The organism is Bradyrhizobium sp. USDA 4341, assembly GCF_054063755.1.
Genome location: NZ_JBSSGO010000002.1, coordinates 8,530,997 through 8,544,347, shown reverse-complemented (window position 1 = coordinate 8,544,347; position 13,351 = coordinate 8,530,997). Strand labels below are relative to the sequence as shown.

Annotated in this window: 12 protein-coding genes; 3 read left to right on the top strand and 9 right to left on the bottom strand. The window is 64.5% G+C overall.

Annotated features, from left to right (window positions below):
• Positions 1-30: 30 nt before the first annotated feature.
• The 3 genes from ACVIGB_RS45855 to ACVIGB_RS45845 all read right to left on the bottom strand — a co-directional run bounded on the left by ACVIGB_RS45855 (position 31) and on the right by ACVIGB_RS45845 (position 3,780).
• The gene (locus tag ACVIGB_RS45855) at positions 31-984 is read right to left on the bottom strand and encodes a DMT family transporter (protein ID WP_456725266.1); all 954 of its coding nucleotides are present in this window, start codon (positions 982-984) and stop codon (positions 31-33) included.
• Between the two features lie 247 nt (positions 985-1,231).
• Positions 1,232-2,071 (bottom strand): aldo/keto reductase, encoded by an 840-nt coding sequence (locus ACVIGB_RS45850; RefSeq protein ID WP_456724307.1) that lies wholly within the window; start codon positions 2,069-2,071, stop codon positions 1,232-1,234.
• Between the two features lie 224 nt (positions 2,072-2,295).
• A complete protein-coding gene (locus ACVIGB_RS45845; RefSeq protein ID WP_456724308.1) occupies positions 2,296-3,780 on the bottom strand; it encodes an aldehyde dehydrogenase family protein in 1,485 nt (494 codons plus the stop codon).
• Positions 3,781-3,897: 117 nt separating this feature from the next.
• On the opposite strand from ACVIGB_RS45845, the gene ACVIGB_RS45840 reads away from it, so the two are divergent.
• Both ACVIGB_RS45840 and ACVIGB_RS45835 read left to right on the top strand, forming a co-directional pair.
• Positions 3,898-4,983 (top strand): substrate-binding domain-containing protein, encoded by a 1,086-nt coding sequence (locus ACVIGB_RS45840; protein ID WP_212311277.1) that lies wholly within the window; start codon positions 3,898-3,900, stop codon positions 4,981-4,983.
• A gap of 85 nt (positions 4,984-5,068) precedes the next feature.
• Complete coding sequence (locus ACVIGB_RS45835; protein ID WP_456724309.1) at positions 5,069-5,806, top strand: glutamine amidotransferase; 738 nt, start codon at positions 5,069-5,071, stop codon at positions 5,804-5,806.
• On the opposite strand, the gene ACVIGB_RS45830 is transcribed toward ACVIGB_RS45835, so the two are convergent.
• From ACVIGB_RS45830 to ACVIGB_RS45805, 6 genes are all read right to left on the bottom strand, one after another.
• On the bottom strand, positions 5,807-6,709 hold the full coding sequence (locus ACVIGB_RS45830; RefSeq protein WP_456724310.1) for an SMP-30/gluconolactonase/LRE family protein: 903 nt from the start codon (positions 6,707-6,709) through the stop codon (positions 5,807-5,809).
• Between the two features lie 197 nt (positions 6,710-6,906).
• Complete coding sequence (locus ACVIGB_RS45825; RefSeq protein ID WP_456724311.1) at positions 6,907-7,335, bottom strand: globin family protein; 429 nt, start codon at positions 7,333-7,335, stop codon at positions 6,907-6,909.
• Between the two features lie 81 nt (positions 7,336-7,416).
• Entirely contained in the window at positions 7,417-8,211 is a 795-nt protein-coding gene (locus tag ACVIGB_RS45820; protein WP_456724312.1) for an ABC transporter ATP-binding protein, read from the bottom strand.
• Between the two features lie 10 nt (positions 8,212-8,221).
• Positions 8,222-9,124 (bottom strand): nitrate ABC transporter permease, encoded by a 903-nt coding sequence (ntrB, locus tag ACVIGB_RS45815; RefSeq protein ID WP_456724313.1) that lies wholly within the window; start codon positions 9,122-9,124, stop codon positions 8,222-8,224.
• A gap of 60 nt (positions 9,125-9,184) precedes the next feature.
• Entirely contained in the window at positions 9,185-10,501 is a 1,317-nt protein-coding gene (locus ACVIGB_RS45810; RefSeq protein ID WP_456724314.1) for a CmpA/NrtA family ABC transporter substrate-binding protein, read from the bottom strand.
• Positions 10,502-10,846: 345 nt separating this feature from the next.
• On the bottom strand, positions 10,847-11,761 hold the full coding sequence (locus ACVIGB_RS45805) for a dioxygenase family protein (RefSeq protein WP_092124940.1): 915 nt from the start codon (positions 11,759-11,761) through the stop codon (positions 10,847-10,849).
• A gap of 143 nt (positions 11,762-11,904) precedes the next feature.
• Here ACVIGB_RS45805 and ACVIGB_RS45800 point away from each other — a divergent pair, with 143 nt between their 5' ends.
• A complete protein-coding gene (locus ACVIGB_RS45800; RefSeq protein WP_456724315.1) occupies positions 11,905-13,179 on the top strand; it encodes a serine hydrolase domain-containing protein in 1,275 nt (424 codons plus the stop codon).
• The last annotated feature ends 172 nt before the right edge of the window (positions 13,180-13,351 follow it).

The window sequence follows — 13,351 nt, the reverse complement described above, 5'->3', positions numbered from 1 at the left end:
GGGCAGCTGTTGTAAAAGAGATACGCGATATCAGGCGTTTGGCGACGGCTCGCTGGCCACCGCCACCAATTGCGAGCGGCGCATGCGCTCGCGGTGCGCGGTGTAGAGGCCAGAGGCGACGATGAAGCCGGCGCCGAGGATGGTCCAGCGATCGGGGACTTCGCCGAAGATCAGGAAGCCGAGGATGCTGACCCAGAGCAGCTGCGTATAGGAGAACGGCGCCAGCACCGAGGCATCGCCGTAGCGGAACGCCAGCACGACGATCCACTGTCCGACGGTGGACGCAACGCCGATCAGGATGCCGAACATAATGTCGTGCCAGCTCGGCGTGACCCAGACGAACGGCACCAGCGCGCTGACAATGGCGACGCCGACAACGGACGAATAGGTCATCACGGTGATCGGACGTTCGCTGCCGCTCATCATGCGCGTCAGGATCAGCGTGGCGGCCCAGGCCAGCGCCGAGACGATCGGAAAGATCGCCGCGGGATGGAAGGCGCTGGTGCCGGGCCGCAGGATGATGAACACACCGGCGAGGCCAACCGCGGTCGCGATCCAGCGGCGCATGCCGACCTTCTCGCCGAGGAAAGCGATCGACAGCGCGGTGACGAACAGCGGCGAGACGAAGCTGGTGGCCGAGGCCTCGGCGATCGGCAGGAACCCCAGGCCCGTGATGAAGATCAAGGAGGAGCCGAGCAGCGCGGCGCCGCGCAGCACATGCAGGCCGGGACGGCTGCTGCGCAGCGCGAACAGCGGCGTGCCCGGCAGCATCGCCGGCGTCATGATCAGCGCGAACACCAGGAAGCGGATCCAGGCGATCTCGATCGAAGGCAGCGAGGACGACAGATATTTCGCGGTGACGTCGGAGGTGCCCAAAAACACCGTCGACAGCAAGATCAGCGCAATGCCCTTGAACGGACTGTCGGTGCGGGCCGGCGCCTTGCGTGCAACAGACGTTTTCGCGGGCAATGCATTCGCGGGCAACGAAAGGGGAACGCTGTCCAGCCTGGCGGCTACGGCGGGGGGCGGTGTCACGGCAATCTCGAAGGCAAAATAAGGGGAATCTGCTGTTCGTACAAAACGCCAATTCCGCCGCAAGAACAATGCCCGAAAACGGGACTCCGATATGCACCAGCGCGCGCGACCGCCCGCCGCAGCCTGTGCTGCGGCCACACCTGCAACGGTTTGTTAAGAACTGTGTGGAGCGGAGAGCCTGAGTGAATCCCGCGAATTAGAGCATCGGCAGCGAGCGCGGCTTCGGCCCGCGCGGGAACGCCGCGTCGAGCGCGGCGATCTCGTCGCCGCTGAGCTCGAGCGCTCCCGCCGCGGCATTCTCCGCCGCGTGGTCCGCGTTCGACGCCTTCGGAATCGCGAGCACCGACGGCAGACGCGTGAGAAAGCTCAGCGCGACCTGGCGTGGCGTCGCCTGGTGCGCCTGCGCGATCGATTGCAGCACCGCTCCGGATTTGCTCGACGCGGAAGGAAAGTCATTGTGGCCGAACGGTGAATAGGCGACCACGGCCACGCCATGCTGCTCGCACCACGGGACGACCGCGTGCTCGATGGCGCGCTCCCGCAGATGGTAGAGCACCTGGTTGCAGGCGATCCTGCCCTCGCCCGCGACATCGAGCAGTTCATCGAGATCGTCTGCGTCGAAATTGCTGACGCCCCAGGAGCGGATCTTGCCGGCCGCGATCAATTCGTCGAACGCCGCGACCGTCTCGGCCAGCGGGGTGGTTCCGCGCCAGTGCAGCAGATAGCAATCGAGGCGATCGGTCTTCAGCCGCTTCAGCGAGCGCTCGCAGGCAGTGATGGTGCCGCGCCGCGAGGCGTTGCTCGGCAGCACCTTCGAGACCAGGAACAGCTCGTCACGGCGGCCGGTGATCGCATCTGCGATCACGAGCTCGGCGTCGCCATACATCTCGGCCGTGTCGATATGCGTCATGCCGGCGTCGATCCCGCGCTTCAGCGCAGCGATTGCCGCCTTGCGGTCACCGCGATCGAGATACCAGGTGCCCTGCCCGATCACCGAGACCTGCGGGCCGTTGTTGCCGAATTTTCTTGTCTGCACGGGTTGCCCTTGTTCGCACTAAAGCCACACGCGAAGGATAATCGAATAAGGCAGCGATGTCTCCCCACCGTCGTCCCTGCGAAAGCAGGGAGCCATAGCCATCGACCGCTGTTGTCGAGAACGCTGTGGCCACAGCGTTCTTCAATTCAAAAACTTGTGGTGATGGGTCCCGGGTCAAGCCCGGGACGACATCTGTTTTTGTGGTGCTCACTCGTGCCAACAATTCACACGTTGAGATTCATCCACACCGCCTTCGGCTCCGTGAAATTGTCGAGCGCGGCGGTGCCGTGCTCGCGGCCGAGGCCGGAGTCGCGTTCGCCGCCCCACGGCAGCCGCACGTCGGTATAGCCATAGGTGTTGATCCACACCGTGCCGGCCCGGGCCTTCTTGGCGAAGCGCTGCACGCGGCCCATATCGGCGCTCCAGACGCCGGCGGCGAGGCTGTAGGCCGTGCCGTTGGCGATGCGCAGCGCATCGGCCTCGTCCTTGAACTTGATCACGCTGACGACGGGACCAAATATCTCCTCCTGCGAGATGCGCATCTCGTGCGCGACATTGGCGAACACCGCGGGGCTGATGAAGTAGCCGCGGTCGCCGACACGTGCGCCGCCGGTGGCGAGATGCGCGCCCTCGTTCTTGCCGATCTCGACGTAGTCGAGGATCGAACGCATCTGCTTCTCGGAGATGACAGGTCCGAGCACAGTGGCGCGATCCGCGGGATCGCCGATGCGCAGGCTTTCGGCGCGGGCGACCAGCCGCTCGACCACCTCGTCATAGGCGCTCTCCTGCACCAGCACGCGCGAGCCGGCCGAGCAAACTTGACCGGCGTTGAAGAAGATGCCGGCCGCGGCAGCCTTGGCGGCGGCTTCGAGATTGGCGTCGTCGAAGATCACATTGGCGGACTTGCCGCCGAGTTCGAGCGAGACCCGTTTGAAGTTGCCTGCGGCGCCCTTCATGATGCCGCGGCCGACGCCGGGCGAGCCGGTGAAGGTCACCTTGTCGACATCGGGGTGATTGACCAGCGCGTCGCCGACGACGCGGCCGGGGCCGGTCACGATGTTGAGCACGCCCTTCGGCAATCCGGCCTCGAGCGCGAGCTCGCCGATCCGCAGCGCCGACAGCGAGGTCAGCTCGGCCGGCTTCATCACCACCGTGCAGCCGCAGGCCAGCGCCGGCGCCAGCTTCCACATGCCGATCATCAGCGGGAAATTCCACGGCACGATCGCGGCGACCACGCCGACCGGCTCACGCACGGTGTAGGTCAGCGCGTCGTCGCGCGTCGAGACGACATCGCCGCTGATCTTGTCGGCCCAGCCGGCGTAATAGGTCAGCGTATCGATCGCGGCGGGAAAATCCTGGCGCAGCACCGCCGATATCGGCTTGCCGGCATCGAGGCTTTCCAGGGCTGCGATTTCGTCGGCATGCTGCTTGAGCAGCTCGGCCCATTTCAAGAGGATATGGCCGCGCTCGGCGGCGCGCATGGTGCGCCACGGACCTTCGAAGGCGCGGCGGGCGGCCGCCACCGCACGGTCGACATCCGCCTCATTGCCTTCGGCAATGGTCGCGATCACCTGCTCGGTGGCGGGGTCGAGCGATTTGAAGGTTTTTCCTGACAGCGAGCGGACGCGGGCGCCATCGATCAGCAGCAATTCATCCGGGACGGTCGGGGTCCGGCGGGCGGCGCGTTCATAGTCATATGCAACCGACATCATATTTCCTCCTGGTGTTGCTCTTCAACGTAGGAGGCTTTGATGCCTAGTAAATATGATATCTTGTGCCTATTGGTATACCAGGATATGAACTCAACTTCATAAGTGGTGACCACCATGCTGCAGATCGAGATCGAGACCGTCTGGCGCTTTCGGAAAGAGAATAGCCCGCAGACCGCGGTCGTGATGCTCGGCATCCTCAACGAGATCAGGAAGACCGGGAAGATCACCAGTGCGGCCACCGATGCGCAGCTGTCCTATCGCCATGTCTGGAATCTGATCGAGCAATGGTCCGGCTTCTTCGGCGTGCCGCTGGTGGAGACCCAGCGCGGCAAGGGCTCAAAGCTGACGCCATTCGGCGAGAAGCTGGTGTGGGCCGGCGAGCGCATGCAGGCGCGGCTCGGATTGCAGCTCGAGAACCTCGCGCAGGAGCTGGTGACCGAGATCAAGCCGTTCCTCGCGCAGCGGCCGCAGGTGATCCGGGTTCACGCCAGCCACGGCTTTGCCGTGTCCAAGCTGCGCGAGTTCCTCGATCGCGAAGGCGGCGTGGGCGTCGACCTCCGTTACGTCAGCAACCAGAACTCGTTGGTCTCGCTGGCGCAGGGCGCCTGCGATCTCTCCGGCGTGCATCTGCCGCACGGCGAACTGCGCGCGCGGGGCATCAAGGCCTGCCGGGAATGGCTCGACCCGCGTGAGGACCGCGTGATCAACTTCGTCACGCGCGAGATGGGCCTGATGGTCAAGCGCGGCAACCCGCTGAAGATCACCTCGCTGAAGGACCTGGTCGAGCGCAAGGCCCGCTTCGTCAACCGCGATCATGATTCCGGCACGCGGCTGCTGTTCGATCAATTGCTGACGCTGCACAAGATCCCGCAAAGCCGGATCAATGGCGCCCAGCACATGGAGTTCACTCATGCCGCGGTCGCCGCCTATGTCGCAAGCGGCATGGCGGATGCGAGTTTTGGCGTCGAGGCCGCCGCACGGCAGTTCGGCCTCGATTTCATCCGGCTGCTCACGGAGGACTACTTCTTTGTCTGCAAGCGCGCCTTCCTCGAGACCGAGCCGATGCAGCGGGTGCTCGACATCATGAAGAGCAGCGAGTTTCACAAGGCCGTGGGCGCGCTCCCCGGCTATGTCGCCTCGAATACCGGCGCCGTCAGCGGCGTGAAGGATTTTCTCGAGAAGATGCATTCCGACCGCTGATCAGCCACGCGCCGTGGTGGCTGGACTCGTCGCGGTCCCCCACGCTATATTCAAGATTATATAGCGAAAACACTGGACGTTGCCGATGCGACCACGCCGCTCCGCCATTGCCATCCGCCATGTGGCGTTCGAGGACCTCGGGCTGCTGGCCCCGATCATGGAGCGCGCGGGCTGGAGCGTGTCGTTCTGCGACGCGCCGGTCGACGACCTCTCCGATCGCGCGGTCAGCAACGCGGACCTCCTGATCGTGCTGGGCGGGCCGATCGGGGTCTATGAAACCGACACCTATCCGTTCCTCTCGACCGAGCTTGCGCTCTTGGAACACCGGCTCCGCCGCGGACTGCCGACGCTCGGCATCTGTCTCGGCGCGCAACTGATGGCGCAGGCGCTGGGCGGCCGCGTGTTCCCCGGCAAGGTCAAGGAAATCGGCTGGGGGCCGATCGACCTGTCGGCGGACGGCAAGGCATCCTGCCTGCGCAATCTGCAGACAAAAGTGCTGCACTGGCACGGCGACACATTCGACCTGCCCAAGGATGCCGTGCGGCTGGCCTCGAATGCCAATTACGAGAACCAGGCCTTCGCTTACGGCCGCAACGCACTCGCGCTGCAATTCCACCTCGAAGCCGATCCGCGGCAGCTCGAGGAATGGTATGTCGGCCACGCCGTCGAACTGTCGGCGGCGAAGGTCTCGATCCCCGAACTGCGCGCGACGACGCAGGCGCTGGCGAGGCCGGTCGCCGCGCAAGCCGAGCAGGTGTTCGGCGACTGGCTGCTGTCCATCGCACCAAGCGACAGCGTGCTTCGTACCAGCGCCGGTGCGTGACTATCCGTCGAGCCCGCTGATATCGGCGACCAGCACCGTGCCCGTCACCGATTCCGTGATGTAGAGCCGGTCGCGATTGGCGCCGCCGATCGTGACATTGGTGCAGCTCTGGCCGGCGCAGGACTTGATCCGCGCGATGCACTCGCCGTTCGGTGCGAACACGAAGACGTGGCCGAGCGAGGCGTGCGCGACGAACAGCCGCCCGGCTCTGTCCATCGTCATGCCGTCGGGCCCGCTCGGGCCGAACAGCGAGCAGAAGCGGCCCACCTTGGACACGCTGCCGTCCTTCATGAACGGCGCACGCCACACCGCATTGTCGCGCGTCATGGCGACGAAGAGCACCGCCTCGTGCGGATCGAGCACCAGGCCGTTCGGGCTGATGCCGGTGTCGATCAGGCAGTCGAGCGCGCCGCTCACCCGTAAGCGATAGACCCGGCCGGTCGGATCGTGCAGCCCGGTCTGGCCCTGGTCGGTAAAGTAGATGTCACCGTTCGAAGCGATGTGCAGGTCGTTGCAGCCGCGAAACGATTCCGAATTGCGCGAGCGCAGCAGCGGCGTGACCTCGCCCGATTTGGCATCGAGCTCCATCAGCCCGTGGCGGTAGTCGGCGATCAGGAGGCGGCCCATCGGATCGATCTTCAGCCCGTTCGGCCAGCCGTCATACTCGGCGACCTGCGTCCATGACTTGTCCGGCGCAATCCTGAAGATGCGGCCAAACGGAATGTCGACGATGTAGAGGTTGCCATCGGCATCGAACGATGGTCCCTCGATGAAGCAGTCGGTCACAGCGCCCGGCCGGTTGGCGTCGGCCCATTCGCTTGCCACCTTGCGGCGGAATTCAGCCGGCACGGCGGAGAAGACCTCGGTCGGGATCAGTTTCGGCGGCGTTTCCAGGAACATCATTTTATTGGTTCACTCGTTGGCGGAGCGGGTGGACCATAAATCGTTCTGTACGTCATTGCGAGGAGCGACAGCGACGAAGCAATCCACATCTCGGCGAGCGGAGGTATGGACTGTTTCGCTTCGCTCGCAACGACGGGGATGGATATTCAGTTCCTAGCGGAACTGATTTCGCGCGGCGTGGGCCGACGACGGCCTCCCTACTCCGCCGCCTGCGCGCTGCCATAGGCTTCCGAAATCATGTAGCCGGACAGCGTGCCATAGGCCGCGGTCCATGCGGCGGCGACGTCAGGCGTCCAGGCCGCTTCGCCGAGGCCCTTCTCCAAGGTCCACAGCAATGCGCCGCCGACCACCGGATAATGTTCGGGCCTGGCGCCATAGCCGACATGGCGCTTGGCGAGCGCACTCGCGGCGGAAAGCACTGACGATAGATTGCTCAATCCGTTGACGACGACGGCAAGCGTTCCCATCAGCTTCTTGCGCTGCTCGGTCATATCAGAGGGAAACATCGCCTTCACGCCGGGCGCGACCTCGAACAGCCGGTCATAGAAGATGACTGCCGCCTGCTCCGAGATCGGTGCAACCTTGGCGAAGGTCTGCTGGACGAGCTTGACCTGGTCTTCCGTCATGTGTGCCTCCGTGCACGCTGCTTCCTCGCCGCGCCATTGCGGCGAGGCCGAAAAAAAGCTCTCACGTGAGCGAGGCGCTGCTCATGCAGCCTCGACGAAGCTGTGCCGCTCATAGAGGAATTCGAGCACGCGCTGCCGGCATTTCAGGTAGCCGGGGTTGGTCGCGAGCTCGAGCCGCTTGCGCGGGCGCGCCAAGGGCACCTCGAGCACCTCGCCGATCCGTGCGCTCGGGCCGTTGGTCATCATGACGATGCGGTCCGACAGCAGCACGGCCTCGTCGACGTCATGGGTGATCATCAGGATGGTGTTGCCGAGCTTCTGGTGCAGCGCCATCACCGAATCCTGCAGATGCGCCCGGGTCAGCGCGTCGAGTGCGCCGAACGGCTCGTCGAGCAGCAGCACCTTCGGCTCCATCGCGAGCGCACGCGCGATGCCGACGCGCTGCTTCATGCCGCCCGAAATCTCGCTCGGCCGCTTGTCCTTGGCATGCGCCATCTGCACGAGGCTGAGATTGTGCATCACCCAGGCGTCGCGCTCGGCCCTGCTCTTGGTCCTGGCGAACACCTTGTCGACGCCGAGCTTGACGTTCTCGTAGACGGTCAGCCACGGCAACAGGCTGTGGTTCTGGAACACCACGGCGCGATCCGGCCCCGGCGCGTTGACCTCGCGGTTCTCCAGCAGCACGCCGCCATTGGTGGCGCCGGTGAGGCCGGCCACGATATTGAGCAGGGTCGACTTGCCGCAGCCGGAATGGCCGATGATCGAGACGTATTCGCCCTTCTCGATCGTCAGGTTGATGTCCTTCAGAACCTCGGTGTTGGCGCTGCCGCGAGTGAAGGTCTTGTCGATGTGGTCGAGCTTCAGATAGGCCTGCATGACTTGTCCCTCAGTTCGCAGCCGTGCCGCGGGTCACGATCTTGCCCAGCCCCGCAATCAGGCGGTCGAGCACGAAGCCGATGATGCCGACATAGAACAGCGCCAGGATGATTTCGCTGATGTGCGAGGAATTCCACGCATCCCAGATGAAGAAGCCGATGCCGACGCCGCCGATCAGCATTTCCGCGGCGACGATCGCGAGCCAGGACAGTCCGATGCCGATGCGCAGGCCGGTGAATATGTAGGGCGCGGCCGCCGGGATCATGATCTTGGTGAAGAACTCCAGCGGATTGAGCTGCACCACGGCGGCGACGTTGCGGTAGTCCTGCGGGATGTTGCGGATGCCGACCGCGGTGTTGATGATGATCGGCCACACTGAGGTGATGAAGATGACGAAGATCGCCGAGGGCTGGCCGTCGCGGAATGCGGCGAGCGACAACGGCAGCCAGGCCAGCGGCGGGATGGTGCGCAGCACCTGGAACAGCGGATCGAGCCCGCGCATCGCCCAGATCGACTGGCCGACCAGCGTGCCGAGTGCGATGCCCGCGATCGCCGCCAGCGAATAGCCGTAGGCAACGCGCTGAAGGCTGGCGGAAAGATGCCAGAACAGGCCCTTGTCGATGCCGCCATTGTCGAAGAACGGATCAAGGATCAGCTCCCTGGTGTCCTTGAACACTTTTGAGGGCGGCGGCAGGCTGGAGCCGGCGCGCCGGCAGATCAGCTCCCACACCACCAGCAGCAGCGCGATCACGATCAGCGGCGGCACCACGCGCGCCGCAGTCTCCTTCGCTATCTTTGCGTAGGTCTCGGCGCGCGGCGCGCGCTTCGGCGTCATGGTCACGACCGGCGCCGCGGCAGCGGCCGGCGGGATCGCCACCGCTGACACTTCGGTCTTCATGGCAGGCATCGACATTGACAGACAATCTCCGTGGTCAGAGGACGGGCCGCGCCAGAGCGCGGCCCTATAGTCAACTCAGACGTCGACACGCTTGATGGACAGCGACTTCAGGTAAGCGGCGGGATCGGCGGGATCGAACACCTTGCCGTCGAAGAAGGTCTCCTTGCCGCGCGAGGTCGAGGCTGGGATCTCCGATGCCGGCACGCCGAGCTCCTTGGCGGCCTCCTTCCAGAGATCCTCGCGGTTGACCTTGGCGATCAGCGCCTTGGTGTCGAAACCCGCCTCGTACTTGCCCCAGCGGATGTCCTCGGTCAGGAACCAGAGGTCGTGGCTTTGGTAGGGATAGGACGCGTTGTCCTTCCAGAACCGCATCTGCTGCGGCGAGTTCTCGACCACCCGGCCGGTGCCGTAGTCGAACTTGCCCTTCATGCGGTCGGTGATGTCTTCCACCGGGCAGTTGATCCACTGCCGCTTGGCGCAGATCGCCGCGGTCTCCTCGCGGTTCTCGGCCTTCTCACACCACTGCTGGGCTTCCATCACGGCCATCAGCAGCGCCTTCGCGGCCTTCGGGTTCTTGTCGACCCAGGCGGCGCGCAGGCCGAACGACTTCTCCGGATGCTTGTCCCAGAGCTCGCCGGTCGTGATCGCGGTGTAGCCGATGTCCTGATGGATCAGCTGCAGATTCCACGGCTCGCAGACGCAGAAGCAATCCATCGTGCCGACCTTCATGTTGGCTACCATCTGCGCGGGCGGCACCACGATGGTCTCGATATCCTTGTCGGGATCGATGCCGCCGGCGGCGAGCCAGTAGCGAATCCAGAGGTCATGCGTGCCGCCCGGGAAGGTCATGGCCGCCTTGACGGCCTTGCCGCCGGCCTTCTTCTTCTCGAGTGCCGGCTTGAACGGCGTGGTATCGACGCCGACCTTGAGATCGGCATATTCCTTGGCGACCGAGATGCACTGGCCGTTCAGATTGAGCCGCGCCATGATGTACATCGGCGTCGGTTGATTGTTCTGCGTCACCTTGCCGGCCGAGATCAGATACGGCATCGGGGTCAGGATATGCGCGCCGTCGATGCCGTTGCCCTCGGAGCCGAGCACGAGATTGTCGCGCGTGGTGCCCCACGAGGCCTGCTTCTGCACCTCGACGTCGGGCATACCGTATTTGGCGAAGATGCCCTTCTCCTTGGCGACGAACAGCGGCGACGCATCGGTGAGCGCAATGAAGCCGAGCTTGGCGCCCTTCACTTCCGGACCCGCGCCCTGCGCGAATGCACCAGCGGGAAAATTGAGCTTGGCTGCGGCGAGCAGGGCGGCGGCGCCGCCGGTTGCCTTCAGGAGCTGGCGACGGCTGATCGCGCGGCCTCGGGGCGTGTTGCTGGGCTTGGTCATCGGTCGTCCTTTGCGTCGTTGCGTTACGGCGTTGCGTCTTTGCGTCGAGCACCGTGCATCGGGTGGCGACGCGCGCAGGGCGCAAAAGGGCATGCACCGGGGATGCCCCGGTCTAGCGGCGTCAGAAATCCGATGGGGTGGCCTCGAGGGACGGCTTCAATGGCGTCGGCACCTGACTATTCAAGCCTTGTGCCAAGCCACCGCAGTGCAAAAATCGATTTTATTGCAATGTTTTGCGCAACTTGTCACAGCGCGCGCGGCGTCCCCGCGCGCTGCCAAAAAATGCGATCCGCCCAATTCTTGTGCGCCGCACATGAATCGAGCAGAGCGCTTGGACGGCAGTGATCAGGCGTCTTCGGCGACCTTGGTGCCGAGCGGCGCGGGCGCCATTCCGCCGCCGGGCTTCACGTGGAATTCGTAGGTCATCAGGCTCCACGGGCCATCCGACCGCTGGCCGTCGGGCATCACAGGATCGGTGTGCCGCTCGACCTTGGCGATCAGTTCGTCCTTCACGCCGAACACGACATCGGAATCGATGTACTTGTCGCCTTCGACGAACACATGCGTGATCAGCGGCTCATGGCCCTTGGCGTTGACCAGGAAGTGCACATGCGCCGGCCGCATCGGATGCCGGTTGGTCTGCGTGATCATCTGCCCGACCGGACCATCGGTCGGGATCGGATAGCTGCACGGCACGATGGTGCGGAAGAAGAAGCGGCCGTCGGCATCGGTGACGAAGCGCGCCCGCGAGGACGGGCCTTCGGTGGCATAGCTCGGCTTCTGCGAGTCATAGAATCCGTCGTCGTCCGCGTGCCAGATATCGACCGGCACATTGGCCAGCGGCTTGCCGTCGAGGTCGGTGACGCGGCTTTGCACGAACATGCGCTCGCCGGGCAGGCTTGCCGAGATGTCGGTGCCGTGCGGCGTCACCTTGTGCTCGCCGACATAGAACGGGCCGAGCACGGTGGTCTCGGTCGCGCCGTCGCGATCGCGGTGGTTGACCGCATCGACCAGCATCGACACGCCCAGCACGTCGGACAGCAGGATGAATTCCTGGCGGATGTCGGTGCACTTCTGCCCGGTGCGGGTCAGGAAGCCGATGGCGTGGTCCCATTCCTCGAAGGTGAGATCGGTCTTGCGCACATAGTCGTGCAGCGACTTCACCAGTTCCTGCAGCAGGAACTTGGTCCGCGGATCGGGCGTCTGGTCGAAGCTGCGGATGACGGCTGTGGTGAGCTCGGTTTCGTTGAACTGGGTCATCTCGGCGTTTCCCGTATCCCTAGAGGGCGCGATTGCAGGGGCGAGCGTACACCACCGGCCCGGTGCCGGTAAGCGGCGGCCGATTGCTGCAGCGGACACTTTTCGGCTATCAAGGCTGCCTCGCCAGCCGGAGAAAATGCCCGATGTTAGCTCCCACGCCTGCCTCGCCCGAATCCGCGGGAATGTCGACCACCGCCCTCAACCGCCTCGAAGCGCATCTGAAGAGCCGCTACATCGATTCCGGCCGCTTTCCGGGCACCCAGCTCCTGATCTCTCGCCGCGGCAAGATCGTGCATTCCACCGTCCAGGGCTTTGCCGATCTCGAGCGCAGGGTGCCGGTGAAGGACGACACCATCTTCCGCATCTATTCGATGACCAAGCCGATCACCTCGGTCGCCTTCATGATGCTGGTCGAGGAAGGCAAGGTCGCGCTCGACGAGCCGGTCGCCAAATACATTCCGGAATGGAAGAACCTCGGCGTGTTCGTCGCCGGCACCGCGCCCGCCTTCCTGACCCGCCCGCCAACGCGGCCGATGCTCATCGTCGATCTGCTGCGCCACACCTCGGGTCTCACCTACGGCTTCCAGCAGCGCTCCAATGTCGACGCGGCCTATCGCGAAAAGAAGATCGGCGAGGTCATCAAGGCCGGCACGCTCGACAGCATGATCGAGGACCTGGCGAAGATCCCGCTGGAGTTCTCGCCGGGTGAAGCCTGGAATTACTCGGTCTCAACCGACGTGCTCGGCTATCTCGTCGGCAAGATTTCGGGCATGCCGTTCGAGCAGTTCCTGAAGGAGCGCATCTTCAAGCCGCTCGGCATGAACGATACCGACTTTTTCGTGCCGGCCGACAAGGCGCACCGCTTTGCCGCCTGCTATTCCGCCGACCCGCAGGGCGGCTTCAACCCGCTCGCCGCCGAGCGCAAGGGCACGCTGACGCTGCAGGACGATCCGGCCACCAGCTCGTTCCTGTCGCCGCCCTCGCTGGTCTCCGGCGGCGGCGGGCTGTGCTCGACCGCGGCCGACTATCTGACCTTCTGCCGCGCGCTGCTCAACGGCGGCGAGCTTGGCGGCGTCCGGCTGCTCGGCCCGAAGACGCTGAAGCTGATGGCCACCAACCATCTGCCCGGCGGCGTCGACCTGCCGGCGATGTCGCGCTCGATGTTCGCCGAAGCCGCCTATAACGGCATCGGCTTCGGCCTCGGCTTCGCCGTCACCATGCACCCGGCGCAGACCCTGATCGCGGGCAGCCCGGGCGAATTCAACTGGGGCGGCGCCGCGACGACATCGTTCTTCATCGATCCGGCCGAGGAGCTGATCACGATCTTCATGACCCAGGTGCTGCCGTCGAGCGCGTATCCGTTGCGGCGCGAGCTGCGCACCATGGTCTACGCCGCGATCACCGAGAGCAATCTCTGACCAAGAGCTCTTTCGCGGCGCACAATTCGTCTGAGCATGATCTTTTCGGAAAACCGCTTCACACTTTTCCGGATCATGCTCTAGGCGCCGCGGAATTTTTCACATTGCCGGTCATTTCCTTTGGCGGACTTTTCCCGCTTCCCCTAAGCTCACCGCAAACGGGCACCGACCC